At 71.8% G+C, this 21684-nt stretch carries 15 protein-coding genes; 11 read left to right on the forward strand and 4 right to left on the reverse strand.

All coding sequences use genetic code 11. From position 1 onward, the window contains the following. Positions 1-25 precede the first annotated feature (25 nt). The 3 genes from C8K30_RS26815 to eno all read right to left on the reverse strand — a co-directional run bounded on the left by C8K30_RS26815 (position 26) and on the right by eno (position 3190). A complete protein-coding gene (locus C8K30_RS26815) occupies positions 26-526 on the reverse strand; it encodes a DUF501 domain-containing protein (RefSeq protein ID WP_108495959.1) in 501 nt (166 codons plus the stop codon). A 123-nt stretch (positions 527-649) separates the two neighbouring features. Beyond that, positions 650-1675: a septum formation initiator family protein gene (locus C8K30_RS31455; RefSeq protein WP_233257496.1), complete on the reverse strand. Its 1026-nt coding sequence runs from the start codon at positions 1673-1675 to the stop codon at positions 650-652. Between the two features lie 234 nt (positions 1676-1909). Further along, complete coding sequence (gene eno, locus C8K30_RS26830) at positions 1910-3190, reverse strand: phosphopyruvate hydratase (RefSeq protein ID WP_108495961.1); 1281 nt, start codon at positions 3188-3190, stop codon at positions 1910-1912. 313 nt (positions 3191-3503) lie between these two features. Between eno and C8K30_RS26835 the strand changes: the two genes are divergently transcribed. The 10 genes from C8K30_RS26835 to C8K30_RS26880 all read left to right on the forward strand — a co-directional run bounded on the left by C8K30_RS26835 (position 3504) and on the right by C8K30_RS26880 (position 16793). Beyond that, a complete protein-coding gene (locus tag C8K30_RS26835) occupies positions 3504-5006 on the forward strand; it encodes an ABC transporter permease (protein ID WP_108495962.1) in 1503 nt (500 codons plus the stop codon). A gap of 32 nt (positions 5007-5038) precedes the next feature. Beyond that, positions 5039-5716, forward strand: coding sequence for an ABC transporter ATP-binding protein (locus tag C8K30_RS26840; protein WP_108495963.1), 678 nt, complete (start codon positions 5039-5041; stop codon positions 5714-5716). A gap of 345 nt (positions 5717-6061) precedes the next feature. Then, on the forward strand, positions 6062-9022 hold the full coding sequence (locus tag C8K30_RS26845; protein ID WP_158281129.1) for an endo-1,4-beta-xylanase: 2961 nt from the start codon (positions 6062-6064) through the stop codon (positions 9020-9022). A gap of 165 nt (positions 9023-9187) precedes the next feature. Next, positions 9188-10810 carry an ABC transporter substrate-binding protein gene (locus C8K30_RS26850; protein ID WP_108495965.1) on the forward strand — a complete coding sequence of 541 codons (1623 nt, stop codon included), beginning with the start codon at positions 9188-9190 and terminating at the stop codon, positions 10808-10810. Between the two features lie 125 nt (positions 10811-10935). Beyond that, positions 10936-11940 (forward strand): ABC transporter permease, encoded by a 1005-nt coding sequence (locus C8K30_RS26855; RefSeq protein WP_108495966.1) that lies wholly within the window; start codon positions 10936-10938, stop codon positions 11938-11940. Beyond that, positions 11933-12862, forward strand: a complete 930-nt coding sequence (locus C8K30_RS26860) for an ABC transporter permease (RefSeq protein WP_108495967.1) — start codon at positions 11933-11935, stop codon at positions 12860-12862. The genes C8K30_RS26855 and C8K30_RS26860 overlap by 8 nt, the downstream gene beginning before the upstream one ends. Further along, positions 12859-14031: an ABC transporter ATP-binding protein gene (locus C8K30_RS26865; RefSeq protein WP_233257497.1), complete on the forward strand. Its 1173-nt coding sequence runs from the start codon at positions 12859-12861 to the stop codon at positions 14029-14031. Before C8K30_RS26860 ends, C8K30_RS26865 begins: the two co-directional genes overlap by 4 nt. Further along, positions 14024-15265 (forward strand): ABC transporter ATP-binding protein, encoded by a 1242-nt coding sequence (locus C8K30_RS31460; protein ID WP_233257498.1) that lies wholly within the window; start codon positions 14024-14026, stop codon positions 15263-15265. The genes C8K30_RS26865 and C8K30_RS31460 overlap by 8 nt, the downstream gene beginning before the upstream one ends. Then, a complete protein-coding gene (locus C8K30_RS31720; RefSeq protein ID WP_108495968.1) occupies positions 15262-15975 on the forward strand; it encodes a type 1 glutamine amidotransferase in 714 nt (237 codons plus the stop codon). Before C8K30_RS31460 ends, C8K30_RS31720 begins: the two co-directional genes overlap by 4 nt. 14 nt (positions 15976-15989) lie before the next feature. After that, entirely contained in the window at positions 15990-16793 is an 804-nt protein-coding gene (locus C8K30_RS26880; RefSeq protein ID WP_108495969.1) for a serine hydrolase, read from the forward strand. 21 nt (positions 16794-16814) lie between these two features. On the opposite strand, the gene C8K30_RS26885 is transcribed toward C8K30_RS26880, so the two are convergent. Beyond that, positions 16815-18086: a kynureninase gene (locus C8K30_RS26885; protein ID WP_369941399.1), complete on the reverse strand. Its 1272-nt coding sequence runs from the start codon at positions 18084-18086 to the stop codon at positions 16815-16817. 179 nt (positions 18087-18265) lie between these two features. Here C8K30_RS26885 and C8K30_RS26890 point away from each other — a divergent pair, with 179 nt between their 5' ends. Beyond that, positions 18266-21655, forward strand: a complete 3390-nt coding sequence (locus C8K30_RS26890; protein ID WP_233257499.1) for a discoidin domain-containing protein — start codon at positions 18266-18268, stop codon at positions 21653-21655. Positions 21656-21684 lie beyond the last annotated feature (29 nt).

Below are 21684 nucleotides of genomic sequence, written 5' to 3' on the forward strand. Positions count from 1 at the left end.
CGACCAAGGCCCGACAGCACGGGCTTCAGCAGGTGCAGCGGTCCGGGCGCCAGGTGTCGCGGACCAGCGCGAGCGCCTCGTCACCGAGCGGGTTCACGCCCGGGCCGGCCGCGAGCGCGTGCGCGAAGAGGACGTGCAGGCACTTGACGCGCGTCGGCATGCCACCGGCGGAGATGCCGTCGATCTCGTCGACGTGGCCGATCGCCTCGCGCTGGGCGAGGTAGTGCTCGTGCGCCTTCCGGTACGCGGCGGCGAGCTCCTCGTCGGACTCGAGCCGCGCCGTCATCTCCCTCATCACGCCGTTCGCCTCCAGCGTCGAGGCAGCGGCGACCGCGCCGGGGTGCGTCAGGTAGAAGACGGTCGGGAAGGGTGTGCCGTCGGGCAGGCGGGGCGCGGTGCGCGCCACCGTCGGCCGGCCGCACACGCAGCGCGCCGCGATCCCCACGACGCCGCGCGGCTCGCGGCCGAGCTGCTCGGCCAGGACGCGCAGATCGTCGTCGGACACGGTCTCGGTCGCGGTGTTCACCGTCCTATTGTCCCCCAGCCCGCGAGCCAGCGTGTGCTCGGCAGAGCGCCAGGAGGTCAGCGGCCCGGGCTGCCGACTTCCTGACGTTCTGCCGAACTTCGCCGTCCTCCACCGCCCGCGGGCCTAGTCGCCGCCCGCGATCCGGATCGAGTCCCACACGCTCGTGTACCAGGGGGTGGCCGCGTCCTCGGAGGCACCCGGCGACGGCTCGACGACCCCGGGCTCCGGCTCCTCCTGCGGCACGGAGTCGGTGTCCAGCGGGCGCCACACCTTGTCCCCCGGCATGACGAACCTGAGGCGCGACCGCGCCTGCTCGATCACGTAGGACCGGTCGTCCCAGCGGGCCAGCTCCGTCTCGAGCTCGGCCTTCTGCTCCTCCTGCTGGCTCAGCTCGGACCGCAGCTCGCGCAGCTCGGCCTGCTGCGTCACGACGGCGCGCACCGTCGGCAGCAGCAGCACCACCGCGAGGAGCACCACCACGGACAGCACCATGGCACGGACGGTCAGCACCTCGGGCACCACGAGCCCGTAGCTGCCGCGCCTGCGGTCGGCGCGCGGCGGCCGGGTGGGCGGCGCGACGCTGCCCGTGGCCGTGCTCCGGCGGCGCGGCTGCATGGGCCGCTTCGCCCCGCTGCCCGACGCCGGACGCGCGCCCCGCGGCGCCGCACCACCCGAGCGGGCGGTCGGCCGGGCCGGGGCGCTCCGGGGTGCGGCCGCGCGGCGGCCCGACGACGCCGACGGCGACGCGGGCTTCCGAGCAGCCGGCGCACCCGACGATGACCGGACCGCCGACGACTTCGCTGCCGGCCGCCCGGACGTCGTGCCCGGCTTCTTGGCCGCGGCGCCCGGCGAACCCTTCGCGGCGGAACCCTTCCCTGCGACCCCCTTGGCCGCCGAGCCCCTCGCGGCGGCACCCTTCCCTGCGGCCCCCTTGGCCGCCGAGCCCCTCGCGGCGGCACCCTTCGCCGTCGGCCCGGACGGCTTCTTCGACGCGGCCTTGCCCTTCGCCGGCGTCGTCCCCTTGGCGCCCTTGGCGCCCTTCGCGCCCGAGGAACCCGCGCCCGAACCCGAACGCGGGGTCGACGACGGGCGCGCGCCCGAGCCACGCGCCGAACCCGAGGGCCGCGCCGGGCGCCGTGAGGAAGGCATGGGTCGATTGTGCCGATTCGCCGACCCTTTGTACCGGCATTACCCACGGCGCGCCGTGTGTCGAAACCGTGGAATGCGAAAGTCCGCCCCGACCAAGCGATCCGGCATACGTTTCGCGTGAAACGCATGCCGGAAGGCTTGATCGAAGCGGACCTTCCGGCGACCGCCGGGCGAACGCGGTCTCGACCGGCCCGACCCGCGAACAGCTCGCCGGACCAGCGAGGACGTGCGGGCTCAGCCCTGGAAGCGCGGGAACGCCGACCGGCCGGCGTAGGTGCCGGCCTCGTCGAGCGCCTCCTCGATGCGCAGGAGCTGGTTGTACTTGGCGATGCGCTCGCCACGGGCGGGTGCACCGGTCTTGATCTGGCCGGCGTTGGTCGCCACGGAGAGGTCCGCGATGGTGGTGTCCTCGGTCTCGCCGGAGCGGTGCGAGGTCATCGTGGTGAAGCCGTTGCGCTGGGCCAGCGTCACGGCGTCGAGCGTCTCGGTGAGCGTGCCGATCTGGTTGAGCTTCACCAGCAGCGAGTTCGCCGACTTGAGCTCGATGCCCTTGGCGAGGCGCTCCGGGTTGGTGACGAACAGGTCGTCACCGACGATCTGCACCTTGTCGCCGACCTTGCCCATGAGCCCGGACCAGGCGCTCCACTCGTCCTCGGACAGCGGGTCCTCGATCGAGACCAGCGGGTAGTCGGCAACGAGCTGCTCGTAGTACGCGATCATCTCGTCGGAGGTCTTCTTGCCGCCCTCGAACGCGTACACACCGTCGGAGAAGAACTCCGTGGCGGCGACGTCGAGCGCGAGCGCGACGTCGGTGCCCGGCTTGAGGCCGGCCCGCTCGATCGCGACGAGGATCAGGTCGAGCGCCTCACGGTTGCTGCCGAGGTTCGGCGCGAAGCCGCCCTCGTCGCCCAGGCCGGTGGCCAGGCCCTTCTCCTTCAGCACGGACTTGAGGGAGTGGTACACCTCGGTGCCGGTGCGCAGCGCCTCACGGAACGTCGGGGCGCCGATCGGGGCGACCATGAACTCCTGGACGTCCACGTTCGAGTCCGCGTGGGACCCGCCGTTGAGGATGTTCATCATCGGCACGGGCAGGACGTGCGCGTTCGGGCCGCCCACGTAGCGGAACAGGTCCAGGCCCGAGCTCTTGGCGGCGGCCTTCGCGACGGCGAGGGACACGCCCAGGATCGCGTTGGCGCCCAGCTTGCCCTTGTTCGGGGTGCCGTCCAGGTCGAGGAGGGCCTGGTCGATGATGCGCTGCTCTTCGGCGTCGTACCCGACGAGCTCGGGGGCGATCTCGTCGTTGACGGCCGCTACCGCCTTCTCGACGCCCTTGCCCAGGTAACGGCCCTTGTCGCCGTCACGCAGCTCGACGGCCTCGAACGCGCCGGTCGATGCGCCGGACGGGACCGCCGCACGGGCGAAGGTGTCATCGTCCAGGACGATCTCCACCTCCACGGTGGGGTTGCCGCGCGAGTCGAGGATCTCGCGTGCTCCAACGGCTTCGATGCTAGCCACGGGGTCTCCTTCTAAGGATGTTGCTCGGAGGTTACGGCCCCCAGCCTAGGACGTCCGGCGACGAGGCGCGGAACCGTCCGCCGTCGGCCCTTCCTGAGCGCTACGACCGCGATTCACAGGGTCACCACAGGTTGGCAACAGGGCGACCACAGCGAGCGCACCTAGCGTCCAGACCGTCCGGCGGACCGCCTGGCGGCGCACCTCGCCCGCCTGCTCGTTCCTCCCACCCAGGGCGTGGCGCCGATGCCCACGAGGCGGTCCGCACGGACACCAAACGTTCCGCACGTCCCCTCCGGACCCCAGGCAGGAGCCCATGTTCTTCACCTATCTGCGCAGAGAGCTGCGCAACCGACGCAAGCAGACCGTCGTGGTAGCGATCGGTCTCGCGGTTGCCATCGCGCTGGTCATCGTCGTCAACGCGGTATCGACCGGCGTCAAGGACGCCCAGTCCGAGGTGCTCGAGTCCGTCTACGGCGTCGGCACCGACATCACCGTCAACCAGGCTGCCGAGCGGGGTGAGGGCGGCCCCGGCCGCTTCGACTTCGGCGAGGAGGACGGCGAGGCGACCGAGGAGGGCACCCGCAGCCTCTCGCAGGACCGCCTGAGCACCGCCATGGGGTCGACGTCGTTCGACGCCACCGCCCTGGAGTCCATCTCCGGCCTGGACCACGTGTCCGGCGTCGCCGCGACGCTCGACCTGCAGAACATGTCCTTCTCCGGCGAGATGCCGGACATGAGCGAGGCCGACGGCCCCGTCACCATGGAGATGGGCCCGGACGGCTCCGGCGAGGGCTCGGCGGGCGGCTCGTCCTTCGAGATCGACCAGTTCACGGTCACGGGCGTGGACCCCGACGCCGCCGCCGTCGGGCCGCTGACCACCGCCGAGGTGGCCGACGGCCGGACGCTGGAGGCGAGCGACAAGAACGTCGCCGTCCTGGACGCCACTTACGCCGAGCAGCAGGAGCTCGCCGTCGGCGACACGATCACCGTTGGCGGCAAGGACCTGGAGATCGTGGGCACCGTCTCGTCCTCGACGGGCGACGGCGTCGCGACGGCGTCGGACGTCTACCTGCCGCTCGCCACGGCCCAGACCCTCGCCGACCTCGCCGACCAGGTCACCGACGTCTACGTGCAGGTCGACTCGGCCGAGAACGTCGACGCCGTCGCCGCCGCGATCGAGAGCGAGCTTCCCGACGCCTCGGTGAGCACCCAGTCCGACCTCGCCGAGGGCGTCACCGGGTCCCTCTCGACGGCGTCCAGCCTGATCGGCACGCTCGGCACCTGGCTGAGCGTCATCGTGCTCGCGGCGGCCTTCGGCCTCGCGATCCTGTTCACCGTCTCCGGCGTGAACCGCCGGACGCGCGAGCTGGGCACCCTCAAGGCGATCGGCTGGAGCAAGGGCCGCGTCGTCGGACAGGTCGCCGGCGAGTCCGTGGTGCAGGGCCTCATCGGCGGCGTCGCGGGCCTCGCGCTCGGCGCGCTGGCCGTGCTGGCCGTGAACCTGGCGGGCATCACGCTGAGCGGCGCCTCGGGCGGTGGCGGCTTCACGATGGGCGGCCCGGGCGGGCAGGCACCTGCAGGTGCGGTGCAGGGCGGCGAGGCCCCGACCGGCGGGGGCGGCTTCGGTGACCGTGCCGAGGCGATGGCGGGCGCCGCGGGCAACGCAGTCGACATCGTGCTCCAGGCGCCGGTGAGCCTGTGGATAGTCCTGGCCGCGGTCGGGCTGGCGGTGCTGGGTGGGCTGCTCGCGGGCATCGTCGGCGGCCAGCGCGCCGCGAAGCTGCGGCCCGCCGAAGCCCTCCGTTCCCTCGCGTGAGCCCGAGCCCTGACCCGAAGAGAGGTAGACCCATGTATCAGATCGACGACCTGACCAAGACGTACCGCCAGGGCAAGCGCGTGGTGCGCGCGCTGAAGGACGTGTCCCTGACGATCGGCGACGGCGAGCTGGTCGCCATCCAGGGGCCGACGGGCGGCGGCAAGTCCACCCTGCTGCAGATGCTGGGCGGGCTCGACCGTCCGACGTCGGGCACCGTCAAGCTCGACGGGACGGACCTCGCCGGGATGAGCGACGCGCAGCTGACCGCCGCGCGGGCCGAGACCATCGGCTTCGTGTTCCAGAACTTCAACCTCATCCCCACGCTCACCGCGCTGGAGAACGTGGAGACGGCGCTCGTGCCGTCGAAGGTCGCGCGGCAGAGCCGGACGGCGCGGGCACTGGCCGCGCTGGAGTCGGTCGGTCTCGGCGACCGGGGCGACCACCTGCCCGGGGAGCTGTCGGGCGGGCAGCAGCAGCGCGTCGCGATCGCGCGGGCGCTCGTGAAGAACCCGAAGGTGCTGCTGGCCGACGAGCCCAGCGGCAACCTCGACGAGGAAACCCGCGACGAGATCGTGGACCTCATCGTCGGCCTGTGGAAGGAGCAGGGACTGACGATCGTGCTGGTCACGCACGACTCCGTGGTCGCAAAGCGCGCCCCCCGCCGCCTCCGCATCGCAAAGGGCACGGTCAAGGACCTGACGGCGGCCTGACCTGGGGACGTTGCCGCGCGAGGTCGGCAGTTGGCATCGAGATCGGTCCAGGCCTGTGCCGATCTCGATGCCGATCTCGATGCCAACTGCCGATGTCGCGGCAATGTGCCGACCTGGGTGACCTCTCGACGACGACGCGCGGTCTGGTTACGCTGCAGCTACGTTCGCCGCGGCACCGTCGCTCCGGCGTACGCCCCACCGGAGACACGCGCAAGGGAGCGCAGCATGCCTCGTCGAAATCGTTTCATCCAGCGCAGTCCGCTCACTCTTCGAAATCGTTTCATACGCGAACGTCTGACCCCCCGCCGCCTTGCACACAGGTGGGCCACCGGTCTGAGCGTCGCCGTGCTCGTCTCCGCCGGTGCGCTGATCGCGACACCGGCCGGCGCCGTCGCCCCCGCGACCACGGCGCCCACCACCACGACCCCCGCGACCCCCGCCGACACCGTCGTCACCGCCGTCGACTTCGAGGACGGCACCACCGGCACCTGGACCCCCAGCGGCGGCGCCGGCCTCGACGTCGTCGCGGACCCCGACGGCGCCGGCAGCGTCCTCGCCATCACCCGGGCTGCCGACTACGAGGGCATCCAGTCCCCCACCGGCATCTTCCAGCCCGGCGTGACCTACACGTTCAGCATGCGCGCCCGCCTGCCCGAGCCCGCCGGACCGACCGCCCCCACCAGCGCCGGCATCCGGTTCGTCATGAAGCCGTCCTACACCTGGATCGGCAACACGACGATCGGCACGGAGTGGACCACCGTCACCGGCACGTACACGGCCGACGGCGACCCGGCGGAGCTGCAGGCGTACATCGGCAGCACCGACCAGGACGCGCCGTACACGATCCTCGTGGACGACGTCCTCGTCTCCACCGGTGAGCCGCCGGTGATCGAGGACCTGACCGGGATCAAGGAGACCACCGACTTCCCGGTGGGCGTCGCCATCGACAGCCGCGAGACGTCGGGCGCGGCCGCCGAGCTCCTCACGCGCCACTTCGGCCAGATCACGCCCGAGAACCACATGAAGCCGGAGGCCTGGTACGACGCCGACCGCACGCTGCGCCGTCATCCCGAGGCGACGGCGCTCATGGACTTCGCGCGGGCCAACGACCTGCGGGTCTACGGCCACGTCCTGGTGTGGCACAGCCAGACCCCCGAGTGGTTCTTCCAGGACGACGCCGGCGAGCCGCTGCCCGCCGACGCCACGGGCCAGGCGATCCTCCGCGAGCGCCTGCGCGCCCACGTGTTCGGCATCGCGGAGAACCTCAGTGCCGACTACGGGCCGTTCGGCTCGGACACCAATCCCCTGGTCGCGTTCGACGTGGTCAACGAGGTCGTGTCCGACGGCGGGGAGAACCCGGACGGCCTGCGCCGCAGCGAGTGGTTCCGGATCCTGGGCGAGGAGTACATCGACCTGGCGTTCGAGTACGCGGACGAGGCGTTCAACGAGACTTACGCGGCCCCGCCGTCGGACACCGTCGGCGAGCGCCCGGTGACCCTGTTCATCAACGACTACAACACGGAGCAGGGCGGCAAGCAGGACCGGTACCGCGCCCTCGTGGACCGGCTGCTGGCGCGCGGGGTGCCGGTGGACGGTGTGGGCCACCAGTTCCACGTGTCCCTCGCCATGCCGGTCGGCGCGCTGGATGCGGCGATCGAACGGTTCGCGGACCTGCCGGTCACGCAGGCGGTCACGGAGCTCGACGTGACGACGGGCACGCCGGTCAGCCAGGCCCGGCTGATCGACCAGGGGTACTGGTTCCGTGATGCGTTCGAGGTGTTCCGCGCGCACGCCGAGGACCTGTTCAGCGTGACCGCGTGGGGTCTCACCGACGGCCGGTCGTGGCGGGCCGACAGCGGCGCACCGTTGATCTTCGACGACCGGTACCAGGCCAAGCCCGCCTACTACGGCGCGGCTGGGGCCGAGCTGCCCGCCCGCCTGCGCACCGCGAACGTCTTCGCGGGCGACGTGCCGCTGGACGGCTCGGCGACGACGTCCCCGGAGTGGGACCGGCTGCCCCGGCACACCTTCGCGGCGCCGGGCGGCGGCGAGACCGCCTTCCAGCTGCGCTGGGCGGCCGACCACCTGACGGCGTTCGTCTCGGTGGACGACGCCGAGGCGGCGCCGGGCGACGCAGTCACGCTGGAGCTCGGCGATGCGGAGTCCAGTGTGGAGTACACGGTCGGCCGCGACGGGACAGCGACCGGCGGCGAGACCGGCGGCGGGACGGGGCCGGGGACCGGCGCGGATGCGGTGGCGACGGAGCGGGAGGGCGGCTACGACGTCGTCGTGCACCTGCCCGCGGCCCTCGAAGAGGGCGCTACGGCCACCTTCGATGCCCGGGTGACCAGCGGCGACGAGACGACGGCGTGGAACACGCCGGGGGCGCTGGGCACCCTGACGCTGATCGAGGAGCTGTCGTACCTGGAGGTCGCGCAGGCGAGCGATACGCCGGTGATCGACGGCGACGTCGACGACGTGTGGGCCTCGGCCGACGAGGTGACCACCGCCAAGGAGGTCGAGGGCTCGAGCGGCGCGGTCGCGACCGTGCGCACGCTGTGGAGCGGCGGCACGCTGTTCGTCCTGGCCGACGTCGCCGACCCGGTGGTCGACGTCTCCGGCTCGGACCCGTGGGTCCAGGACTCGGTGGAGATCTACGTGGACGGCGGCAACGCCAAGAACGGCGGGTACCGGGCCGACGACACGCAGATCCGCGTCTCGGCGCGCAACGCCGTGTCGTTCGGGACGGGCGACGAGGCCGCGCAGCGCGCCCGCGTCGCGAGCGCCACCGCCCTGACCGACGGCGGGTACCGGGTCGAGGCGTCCGTCGACCTCCTGTCCTACGGCGGGCCGGGCACGTTCCACGGCCTGGACTTCCAGGTCAACGACGCGACGGGCGGCGCGCGGACCGCCGTCCGGAACTGGGCCGACCCCACCGGGGCCGGCTACCAGTCCACCGCCCGCTGGGGCGTGGGGCAGCTCGTTGGCCTGCCGGTCCCGGCCTGGAAGGCGGGGACCGTGTACACGGCGGGCGACCAGGTCAGCCACGAGGGAGCGGTGTTCACCGCGCTGTGGTGGACGCGGGACCAGCGCCCCGGCGCCACGCCGTGGGGGCCATGGGCCGAGGTCGGCGCCCCGGTGGTCTGCGCTTCCGGCACCGATCCGGCGTGGACGGAGTCGTGGGAGTACGACGGCGGCGAGACGGTGGTGCACGACGGTCACCGCTGGACCGCCCGGTGGTACAGCCGCAACCAGGAGCCCGGGTCGACGCCGTGGGGCCCCTGGCAGGATATCGGCGCCTGCTGACGGGCCGCTCGCAGGCAGGTTCCCTTCCTTGTGAACGCAAGGAAGGGAACCTGCCGAATCGTTACAGATGGTTAACACGAGTTTCCAAGCGACCCAGGTCCTGCGGCGATATGGTCCAAACCTCCCCGCCTTTTCTGTCCGGGGAGACAACTTGGGAGGCAATCAGTGAGGCAGACACGCATCACCACGATCGCCGCGGGGGCGGCCGTGGTGGCCCTGACCGTGGCCGGGTGTAGCCCGAACGACACCGCCGAGAACGACGGACCGGTCACCCTGAACCTGACGATCGACCAGGACATGGAGACGCTCTTCCCGGGCGACTCCGGCAACGCGGACAACATCGCGATCCTGGACGTCGTCTACGACGGCCTGGTCCGCTACGACCCGGAGACCACGGAGCCGTACAACTACGTGGCCGAGTCGATCGAGTCCGACGACAACACGGTCTGGACCATCAAGGTCAAGCCCGACCTGACGTTCCAGAACGGTGAGCCCGTCGACGCCGAGGCGTTCGTCCGCTCCTGGAACTACACGGCCAGTCACACGGAGCTGTACAGCAACTACTTCTTCGAGCGCTTCAAGGGCTACGAGGAGATGCAGGACGAGCTCGACGACGAGGGCGCGATCGTCGAGGAGAACCCGATCGAGGAGCTGTCCGGCCTCAAGGTCGTGGACGACCTCACCTTCGAGGTGACGCTCAACGCGCCGTTCGCCGGCTTCGCCACGATGCTCGGCTACACGGGCTTCTTCCCGGTCGCCGAGGAGTGCCTCGAGGACGTCGAGGCCTGCGCGATCACGCCGATCGGCAACGGCCCGTTCCAGGTCACCGAGTGGGAGCAGGGCGTCGCCGTCGACGCCGAACGCTGGACCGACTACCCGCTGGACGAGACGCCCGAGGGCATCGACGCCATCAACTGGAAGGAGTACTCCGGTGCTTCCTCCTGGGCCGACTTCGAGGCCGGCGACATCGACGTCAGCTACCCGGCGCCGGCCGACCTGGCCGCGGCGCAGGAGGACCCCGAGCTCTCCGAGCGGTTCGCCGAGGCACCGGGCGCTGCCCTGACCTACATCGGCTTCCCGCTGTACAAGGACGGCCCGTGGCAGGACAAGGAGTTCCGCAAGGCCATCTCCATGGCGATCGACCGGGACACCATCATCAACGAGCTGTCGGGCGGCCTGGCCACCCCGGCCGACTCGTGGGTCGTGCCGGGCGGCGTCCCCGGCGGCGAGGCGGGCACCTGCGAGTGGTGCACGTTCGACCCGGAGGCGGCGAAGGCCGCGCTGGAGAAGGCCGGCGGCTGGCCCGGGGGCGAGACGCTGACCATCGGGCTGAGCGACGACGAGACCGAGATCGAGTACTTCAAGGCCATCGGTGACTCCATCGAGGCCAACCTCGGCATCCCGTACGAGCTCAAGCCGAACCCGGACTTCTTCACTATCCGGTCCGAGCAGGGCTTCGACGGCGCGTTCCGGAACAACTGGTTCCCGGACTACCCGCTGAACGAGAACTACCTGTCCTTCTACGCCGTCGGCGAGGAGGGTGCGGGCAACTTCGGCTGGTACAGCAAGGAGTTCGAGGACAAGCTCGCCGAGGGCGACCAGGCCGCGACCCTCGACGAGGCGGTGGTGAAGTACCAGGAGGCCGAGGCGATCCTCGCCGAGGAGTTCCCGACGATCCCGTTCCGCTTCAGCGCGGGCGCCGAGTACTACAGCGAGCGCCTGGACAACGTGGTGCTCGACCCGTTCAGCGGTGCGGTGAAGATCCGCCTGCTGACGGTGACGGAGTAACCGACCCACCTCGCCGGAGCAGAGCGATCCCGTTGGCCGGGCTTGTCGAGACACAGGTCTCGGCGAGCTCGGCCAACGGGTAGCGCTTTGTTCCGGCGGACCCCATAACCCCCCGGAAGGACCTCATGGGGCGCTATATCCTCCGCCGTGTCGCGCAGGCGGTCGGGATGCTGTTCCTGGTGATGTTCGTGCTGCACCTGCTCACGACGCTCGCCATCCAGCTCAACGGCAACCCTGCCCTCGCGTTCTTCGGCGACAAGATTCCCTCACCGGCGCAGGTCGCCGCCGTCGAGCAGCGGTACGGGCTCGACGACCCGTGCTACGACCAGCCCGGAAACCCCTGCCTCGGGCCGTTCGTCGAGCGGCTGGGCCAGTACGCGCAGGGCGACTTCGGCACCAACCTGCGGGGCCGCGAGGTCACGGACATCGTCGCCAGCGCCGCCCCCAACACGCTGCGGCTGTTCGTCATGGTCACCATCACGTGGCTCGTGCTCGGCATGGTGCTGGGCTCGGTCGCCGCCCGGTGGCGCGGCTCGCCGTCGGACCACGGCATCCGCCTGACGTCGGTGCTCATCGACGCCCTGCCGGTGTTCGTGCTGCTCCTGGTCTACAAGGAGATCGTGACCGTGCCGCTGAGCACCTGGTCCGAGGAGACGTTCGGCGAGAACAGCTGGCCGCCGTACTGGTTCAAGCCGTCGTTCGACGCCGAGCATCCGTGGGCAACCGTCGCGGTGCCCGGCATCCTGCTGGGCCTGGCCGGGTCCGCGGCGTTCATCCGCCTCGTGCGCGCGAGCCAGCTCGAGTCGTACACCGGCGACCACGTGCGGACCGCCCGGTCGAAGGGCCTGAGCGAGGGGCGCGTCGTCGTGCACCACGTGGTGCGCAACTCGTCGATCCCCGTGGTGACGGCCGTGGGTCTCACGTTCGCGGAGGCCCTGAGCGGCGCCGTCATCACCGAGGGAATCATGAACATCTACGGGATGGGCGGCGTCCTGTGGGACGCCGTGCAGAGCAGCGACGTCGGCCTGGTGCTCGGCATCGTGACCATCCTGACCGCCGTGACGGTAGTGGTGATGATCGTCGTGGACATCGCCTACGCCGCGCTCGACCCGAGGATCCGCTATGAGTGAGGCAGCCTCCGCCGCGACCGGGAACGCCGCCGGCGCCGCGTCCCGCACGCTGGCCACTGACGCCTGGCGCAGCCTGCGCCGCAGGCCCGACGTCATCATCTCCGCGGTGATCATCGTGTTCTTCGTCGTGATGGCCGTGTTCCCCACGCTGTTCACCTCCGTGGACCCGCGGCACTGCATCATCGGGGACGCCAAGATCAAGCCGCAGGGTTTCGGCAACGAATTCCCGCTCGGCACGGACTCGTTCGGGTGCGACACGCTGGCCCAGCTCGCGCACGGTTCCCGGCCGTCGCTGCTGCTCGCCCTCGTGGTGGTCGGCACGGCCCTGGTCATCGGCGTGACCCTGGGCCTGCTGGCCGGGTACTACCTCGGCTGGGTCGACTTCTTCGTGTCCCGCGCCGTCGAGGTGTTCCTCGTGATCCCGTACCTGCTCGCGGCGATGCTGCTGCTGAGCCTGTTCAAGAACGTGGACCTCGGCTCGGGCGCGTTCGCCACGATCATGCTGCCCGCTATCGTGCTGACGCTGTTCGGCTGGATGGGCTACGCCCGGTACGTCCGGGCGAGCGTCCTGGAGGCCAAGAACCTCGACTACGTCACCGCCGCCCGCGCGCTGGGCGCCTCCGACCTGCGGATCATGTTCCGGCACGTGCTGCCCAACGCGATCGGCCCGGTGACCGCCCTGGTCCCGACGGCGATCGCCGGGGTGATCGGCGCGGAGGCCGTGCTCGCGTTCCTCGGCATCGGGGTGCGTCCGCCCGCCATCTCCTGGGGGATCATGATCGAGAACGGCTCCTCGTGGGTGCTCGGCGGGTACCCGCACATGCTGCTCGTGCCGCTGACCTGCCTGCTCGCGACCGTGCTGTCCCTGGTCGTGCTCGGCGACGCGCTGCGCGACGCCCTCGACCCGAGGCTCACCGCATGAGCGCGCACCCGAGCACCGACCAGCACCCGGCCACGACCCCGGCGTCGGGCACCCCCCTCCTCGAGGTCACCGACCTCGCCGTCGAGTTCCGTACGCCCGACGGCGCGGTGCGCGCCGTCGACGGACTGTCCTACCGCGTGGAGGCCGGCCGCACCCTCGCAATAGTCGGCGAGTCCGGCTCCGGCAAGTCCGTCTCCTCGCTGGCCGTGATGGGGCTGCTCCCGGACAACGCGCGCGTGACCCGCGGGAGCGTCCGGCTGGCCGGCACCGACCTGCTCGCCCTGAGCCGCAAGGAGCACCGCGCCCGCTGCGGCGAGCAGGTGGCGATGGTGTTCCAGGATGCGCTGGCCGCGCTCAACCCCGTGCACCCCGTTGGCTACCAGCTCACCGAGGCGCTGCGGGCGCGGCGCGGCCTGTCGCGCGGCGACGCCCGCAAGCGGGCCGTCGAGCTGCTCGACCTGGTCAAGGTGCCGAACGCGAAGGCCCGCATCAAGGAGTACCCGCACCAGTTCTCCGGCGGCATGCGCCAGCGCGTCATGATCGCGTCGGCGCTGGCCATGGACCCCGACGTCCTCATCGCCGACGAGCCGACCACCGCCCTCGACGTCACCGTCCAGGCGCAGGTGCTGCGCCTGCTCGCGGAGATCCAGGCGGAGCGGCAGATGGGCCTCGTGCTGATCACGCACGACCTGGGCGTCGTGGCCGGCGTCGCGGACGACGTCACTGTCATGTACGCGGGCCGCGCCGTCGAGCAGGCGCCGGTGGTGCCGGTGTACACGACGCCAGCGCACCCGTACACGCGGGCGCTGCTGCGCTCGATCCCGTCCGCTGCCGGGACGGGCCGCCTGCCTGTGATCCCGGGCCGCCCGCCGAGCCCGGCCGCGATGCCCTCGGGCTGCCCGTTCCACCCGCGCTGCGACGCGGTCCGCGACGTGTGCCGCACCGAGGTGCCGCCGCTGGCCACCCCGGCGCCGGGCCGGACGTCGGCGTGCCACTTCGCGGCCGACATCATGGCGGGCCGCGAACCGGCCGCCGCCGACGCGGACGCCGTCGGCCCGACCGACGCCGACCCGGCCGCCGTCGAACATCGGGATGGTCACGCCATGGCCGCCGATCAAGCGACCGTGCCGACGCTCGACGACCAGGACACCGGAGGCAGCGATGACTGAGCCCGTGCTCGAGGTGCGCGACCTCGTCAAGCACTACCCGGTGCGCAACGGCCTGCTGCGCCGTTCGGTGGGCGCCGTGAAGGCCGTCGACGGCGTCTCGCTCAGCCTCGGCCGCGGCCGCACGCTGGGGCTGGTGGGCGAGTCCGGTTCGGGCAAGTCGACGCTCGCGCGCGTGCTGGTCGGCATCGAGACGCCGACCAGCGGCGAGGTGCTCGTGGACGGCGAGGACGTGACGCGCCTGAACCGGGCGGGCCGCAAGCAGCTGCGCCGCGACGTGCAGATGGTGTTCCAGGACCCGTACACGTCGCTGAACCCGCGGATGTCGGTGAGCGAGATCGTGGGCGAGCCGTTCGCGATCCACGGCATCGACCCGGCGGGCGGACGGCGGACGGCGGTAGGCGAGCTGCTGGAGCTCGTCGGCCTGGACCCCGACCACGCGAACCGGTACCCGCACCAGTTCTCGGGCGGGCAGCGGCAGCGCGTCGGGATCGCCCGCGCGCTCGCGCTGCGGCCCAAGATCCTGGTGTGCGACGAGCCGGTCTCCGCGCTGGACGTGTCGGTGCAGGGCCAGGTCATCAACCTCCTGGAGGGCCTCCAGGACGAGCTCGGCCTGTCGTACCTGTTCGTGGCGCACGACCTCGGCGTGGTGCGGCACATCGCCCACGACGTCGCAGTGATGTACCTGGGCCGCATCGTCGAGGAGGGGCCCGAGACCGAGGTGTACGACGCCGCTCAGCACCCGTACACGCAGGCGCTGCTCTCCGCGGTGCCCGTTCCGGACCCATCGGTGCGGCTGGTCCCGGCGGGCGGTTCGCCGCCCGTCGAGTCCGGGGTCTCAACAGGCTCGACCAACGGCGAGAGATCGACCAACGGCGTCGGCTCGACCAACGGCGTCGGCACCACCGCCGTCCGGCGGCTGCCGATAGTGCTGGAGGGCGACCCGCCCTCCCCGGTGGACCCGCCGTCGGGCTGCCCGTTCCACACGCGCTGCTGGCTCGCGCCGACGCTGCCGGAGGCGCAGCCCGACCCGATCCCGTCCTATCCGCCGACCGACCGACCGGACGCCGGGCTGCGGCTCGTGCCGTCGGTGTGCGAGACGGAGGTGCCCGCGCTGGACGCCCACCCCGGCGCGGGTCGTGCCGGAACCCCGACCGATCCGGCCGACTCTGCGGCGTCCCACGTCGTGGCCTGCCACTTCGCGCGGGAGCTGATCGTCCCTGGGGTCGGCGCATGACGCGCGTCCTCGTGGCCCTGAACTCCCCCACGAGCTCCATTGGCAGGTTCGAGCAGTGGCTCCCGGAGGCGGGCATCGAGCCCGTCATCACCCCCGGCACCGACCTTCCGGACCGCCTCGACGGGTTCGCGGGCGCCGTCCTGCTGGGCGGTGGTTTCATGCCCGACGACGACGCCAACCACCCGTTCCTGGCGCGGGAGCGAGCGCTGGCCGTCGAGGCGCTGGACAGGGGCGTGCCGGTGCTCGGCGTGTGCCTCGGCGGGCAGCTCCTGGCGCACGTCGCCGGGGGTCAGGTCACCGCGAGGTCGGGCGAGACGGAGCGCGGTATGCGCCCGCTCACGGTGCTGCCCGCCGCCGCCGACGACCCGGTCTTCGGCGCCCTGCCGGGTGTGCCGGACGAGCCCCTGTGGATGATCGAGAACCATGAGGACTCCGTGACCGCGCTGCCGCCGTCGGCCACGCTGCTGGTCTCCAGCGAGGACTGCCCGGTGCAGGCGTTCCGGGTGGGCGAGCGGGCCTGGGGCCTGCAGTTCCACCCGGAGGCGCGGCCGGAGCGCATCGCGTCCTGGGACGAGGCGGCGCTGTCGGAGCTGGGCATCGACCGGGCAGCGCTGGCCGAGGAGGCGCTGGCCCACGCGGCCGAGAACGAGGCGCAGGCGCGCGCCCTGGCCCGCGCCTGGGCCGACGTCGTCCACGAGACCGCGAAGTAGAGGACGGGGCGCGCATGGTGTCGACAGGGACGCACAGCGACGGGGTGCCGGTGGTGGCCTACCGGATCGCGCGGGCGTCGGGCGAGGTGCTCGCCGCGCGCCAGGACGACCTGGACTTCTACGCGGCCTCCACCGTGAAGCTCGCGGTGCTGGTCGCGGCCGCGCGCGAGCTCGACGCCGGGACGGCGAGCCTGGACGAGGCCTGCACCGCCACCCGGACCTTCACCTCGCAGGTCCCCGGCGCGGGCGAGTACACGATCGAGCCCGACGACGTCGACGGCGGCCTCCCGCCCGACGGCACCCCGATGCCGCTGGGCGACGTGCTCGACCGCATGATCACCGTCTCCTCCAACGAGGCGACCAACATCGTCGCGGAGCGCGTGGGGCTGGCGGCCGTGAACCAGGCCCTGGCCGACGCCGGGGCCACCCGCTCGGTCTTCGGCCGCAAGTACTCCGACCTGGCCGCGGAGCAGGCGGGTGCCTCGCACCGCACGACGGCGGCCGACCTGTGCCTGCTCATGTCCGCGGTGGTCACGGGCCGGCTCGCCGGCCCGGAGTGGACCGCCTGGATGTGCGAGCTGCTCGGCCGCCAGACGGACCGCCAGCTCACCGCCGCCGTCCCGGCCCCCGGCGAACCCGGCGCCGTCCCGTTCGGCTCCAAATCCGGCTGGGTGGACGGCATCCGGCACGACGTCGCGTTCGTGGGCGAACCGGGGCCCGACGCCCTGGTGATCGCCGTGTGCACGCGCGGCTACGACGAGCAGGCCGCCGAGGAGACCCTCAAGTCCCTTGGCGCCCTGGCGGTCTCGCTGGCCTGACCCGGCCCCACCGTCGATTGCTCAGGCCAGGAGGTCTCGGATCGTCCAGAGGCCCTCGGCGACCTCCGTGAAGCTTGTGCTCAGCGGGGACAGTCCCACGCGGAGGCCCTGCGGCGGGCGGAAGTCCGGCACGACGCCGCGCGCCCAAGCCTCGGCGACGACCCGCTTGAAGTCCGGGTGGTCGAGCATGACGTGGCTCCCCCGGCGCTCCGGATCGCGCGGCGAGGCCACGCGCACCCCGGCCAGATACTCGTCCGCGACGTCGATGGCGAACCCGGTCAGCGCCAGCGACTTCTCGCGCACCGCCGGCATGCCCGCCTCGTCGATCAGGGCGAGCATGTCCCGCATCGGCAGCATCCCGATCACCGGCGGCGTGCCGCTGATGAGCTGCCGGATCCCGGTCGCGGGCTCGTAGTCGGGCCCCATCGCGAACGGGTCGACGGCCCCCATCCAGCCCTGGACCGGCTGGCGCACCTCGTCCTGCAGGCCGGCGGCCAGGTAGGCGAAGGCGGGCGAGCCCGGCCCGCCGTTCAGGTACTTGTAGGTGCAGCCGACGGCGATGTCCACGCCGTCGGCGTCCAGGTCCAGCGGGACCGAGCCGGCCGAGTGGCACAGGTCCCACAGGATGAGCGCCCCGGCGTCGTGCACGATCCGCGTGATCGCAGGGAGGTCGGCGATGTAGCCGGACTTGTAGGCGACGTGGCTCAGCAGCACGAGCGCCGTGTCCCGCCCGACGGCGGCCGCGACCTCCTCGGGGGTCACCCCGGCCTCGGCGTCGGGCGTGATCCAGCGGAGCTCCAGGCCGCGCTCGGCCGCGATGCCCTGCAGCACGAACCGGTCCGTGGGGAAGTTCTCCGTGTCGGCGACGATCACCCGACGGCCCGGGCGGGCGTCGACCGCGGCGCGGGCCAGCTTGTAGAGCAGCACGGTAGTGGAGTCGGCGACGACGGTCTGCCCCGGCGCCGCACCCAGCGCGACCCGGCCGAGCGTGTCGCCGAGCTCGGTCGGCGCGTCCATCCAGCCCTCGTCCCAGGACCTGATCAGGCGCGCGGCCCACGGCCCGTCGACGAAGGACGCCAACCGCTCGCGGGTGGCGGCCAGCGGCCGGCCCAGAGAGTTGCCGTCGAGGTAGGCGATCAGACCCTCGCTCGGGGCGAAGAGGTCGCGGTAGCCCGCCAGCGGGTCGGCGACGTCGAGGGCGGCGGCGCGCTCGCGCAGGCCAGAGGGCAGGTCGGCGGGCAGGTCGGCAGGTAGACCGGAGGGCAGGTCGGCGGAGGAGAAGAAGTCGGTCACGGTGCTCCAGGGTCGTTCGGTTCCGGCCCGAGCGTACGTGCTCTACCAGGCCGGACGGTCGGAACCCTTGACGCCCCAACGATCCCGTCAGTAATGTCCGTGCCATCGGAACGCAAGAACTCGACAAGAGGCTGCGTTTTTATGCACAGATCTATGGCAAGTACCCAAGGTCAACTCTGGTGACGACACCCGTCGACGACGACGGGAGATCGGGGACGATGATGTTCCGCTCCACCACACGCCACGCGCTCAGGCCGGGACTCGCTCCCGGCCTCATGTCAGTGCTCACCGCCGCCGCGCTCACCGCGACGGTGCTCGTACCGGTCTCGGCCTCGGCCGCGCCCGTCGTCCTCTCCGCGGGCGCACCCGCCGCGGCCAGCAGCAGCAACGCGCCCTACCTGGCCGGCAACCTGACCGACGGAAGCCCGGCCACGTACTGGGAGTCGACCAACAACAGCTTCCCGCAGTGGGCTCAGATCGACCTCGGCAGCGGCGCGACCGTCGAGGAGGTGGTGCTCAAGCTCCCCGCCTCCTGGGAGGCCCGGACCCAGACCCTGTCGGTGCAGGCCGGCGCCGACGCCGCATCCTTCACCACGCTGGCCGCGAGCGCCGACCGGCGGTTCGACCCGGCGTCGGGCAACACGGTGACCATCGACGTGCCGAACACGGAGGCGCGCTACGTGCGGGTGGCCGTCACGGCGAACACGGGCTGGCCGGCCGGTCAGCTGTCGGAGCTCGAGGTGCGCGGTACGCGGGCCGATCCCGATCCGGACGAGCCGGTCGAGGGGGCGGAGCTGGCAGCGGGCCGCCCCATCCAGGCGTCGTCGACGGAGTGGACCTATGTCGCGGCGAACGCGAACGACGGCGACACCTCGACCTACTGGGAGGGCGCGGGCGGGCAGTACCCGAGCACGCTCGCGGTGACGCTGGAGTCGGCGGCCGAGCTGAGCGACGTCGTCGTGAAGCTGCCGCCGGCCGCGGCGTGGGGGCCGCGGACCCAGACCTTCGAGGTGCAGGGCCGTACCGGCTCCGGCGACGCGTGGGCCACGCTCGCGCCGTCCGCCGCACGCGCCTTCTCCCCCGCGACAGGCAACACCGTGACCGTCCCGGTCACGGGCACCGCGCGGGAGGTGCGCCTCCGGTTCACCGCGAACACGGGGGCGGGCAACGGCCAGGTCGCGGAGCTGCAGCTGTTCGGCGTGCCCGCGGCGAACCCGAACCTCGTGGTCACCGGTGTCACGGCCAGCCCGGCGTCGCCGACCGAGTCGGACGACGTGACGCTGTCCGCCGTCGTGAAGAACATCGGTACGCAGGCCTCTGCGGCTACCGACGTCTCGTTCACCGTCGATGGCGACGAGGCGGCGACCGGCCAGGTGGGCGCGCTCGCCGCGGGCGCCCAGGCCACGGTCAACGCGAACATCGGCGCACAGCCGGCCGGGTCGTACGAGATCGGCGCGGTGGCCGACCCGTCGGGCGGCGTGGCCGAGCAGTCCGAGAGCGACAACGGCTACACGCGGCCGGATCCGCTGGTGGTCACCGAGATCGCCAGCTCCGACCTGGTCCCGACGGTGTCGTGGACGCCGAGCACCCCGGCGGCGGGCGAGACCGTCACCTTCTCGGCGACGATCGCGAACCGGGGCACGCTCCCGGCCTCGTCCGGCGCGCACGGGCTCACGCTCACGGTGAAGAACTCCGCCGGCTCGGTGGTGCGCACCCTGACGGGCTCCGTCTCCGGCGCCATCGCGGCAGGCGCCACCAGCCAGAGCGTGAACCTCGGTACGTGGCCGGCCGCCGACGGCTCGTACGACGTCACCGTCACCGCGGCTCCCGACCCGACGGAGGTCGCGGCCAAGCGCGCGAACAACGAGGTCACGCAGTCGCTGTTCATCGGCCGCGGCGCGAACATGCCGTTCGACACCTACGAGGCGGAGGACGGCGTGGCCGGCGGCGGGGCGGACGCCATCGGGCCGAACCGGGTGGTCGGCGACCTCGCGGGCGAGGCCTCCGGCCGCAAGGCCGTCACGCTCGACCAGACCGGCGCCTTCGTCGAGTGGACCACGCGGGCGCCCACCAACTCCCTGGTGGTGCGCTTCTCGATGCCCGACGCCGCGGGTGGCGGGGGCACCAGCTCCACCCTCGCCGTCTACGTCGACGGTCAGTTCCTCAAGAACATCGACCTGACCTCGCGGTACGCGTGGCTGTACGGCAACGAGGCCAGCCCAGGCAACCAGCCGGGCCAGGGCGCCCCGCGGCACATCTACGACGAGGCCAACACGCTGCTCGACACCACGGTCCAGGCGGGGCACACCATCCGGCTGCAGAAGACGGCCGGCAACACCAGCACGTACACGGTCGACTTCGTCGACCTGGAGCAGGTGACAGCGCAGGCCAACCCGGACCCCGCCAGGTACGTGGTGCCCACCGGGTTCACGCACCAGGACGTGCAGAACGCACTGGACCGGTTCCGGATGGACACGACCGGCAACCTGGCCGGCGTCTACCTCCCCGCGGGCGACTACCAGACCTCCAGCAAGTTCCAGGTCTACGGCAAGGCCGTCGACATCGTGGGCGCCGGGCCCTGGTTCACGCGGTTCCACGCGCCGGCCTCGCAGGAGAACACCGACGTCGGGTTCCGGGCCGAGGGGACCGCGAACGGCTCGACGTTCCGGGACTTCGCCTACTTCGGCAACTACACGTCGCGCATCGACGGGCCCGGCAAGGTCTTCGACTTCGCGAACGTCTCGGACATGACCATCGACAACATCTGGGTCGAGCACATGATCTGCATGTTCTGGGCGGCCAACATGGACAGCTCGGAGATCAAGGACTCTCGCATCCGCAACACGTTCGCCGACGCCCTCAACATGACCAACGGCAGCGCGAACAACCACGTGCACAACAACCAGGCGCGGGGTACCGGGGACGACTCGTTCGCCCTGTTCGCAGCGACCGACGCCGGGGGCAGCGGCCAGCGCGGCAACGTGTTCGAGAACCTGACGTCCACGAACACCTGGCGGGCCGCGGGCCTGGCCGTCTACGGCGGGCAGGACAACACGTTCCGCAACATCTACATCGCCGACACGCTCGTGTACTCGGGCGTGACCATCAGCTCGCTGGACTTCGGGTACCCGATGGAGGGGTTCGGCCCCGCGCCGACCGTCTTCGAGGGCATCTCCGTGGTGCGCTCCGGCGGGCACTTCTGGGGCGCCCAGGTGTTCCCGGCGGTGTGGCTGTTCTCGGCGTCGAAGACGTTCACCGCGATCCGGGTGAACGACCTCGACATCGTGGACCCGACGTACTCCGGGATCATGTTCCAGACCCAGTACATCGGCGGGCAGCCGGTCAACCCGATCCAGGACACGCTGTTCACGAACACGTCGATCACCGGTGCCCAGCGCAGCGGTGACGCGTACGACGCCAAGTCCGGTTACGGCATCTGGGCCAACCCGCTGCCGGAGGCGGGTCAGGGCCCGGCCGTCGGATCGGCGACGTTCAACGGCCTGACGTTCGGCAACAACTACCGCGACATCGAGAACACGACGTCGACGTTCACGGTCAACCGCAACTGATCCATCTGAGGTCGTCGAGGTAGCACTGC

Source organism: Promicromonospora sp. AC04, assembly GCF_003058225.1.
GTDB lineage: Bacteria > Actinomycetota > Actinomycetes > Actinomycetales > Cellulomonadaceae > Promicromonospora.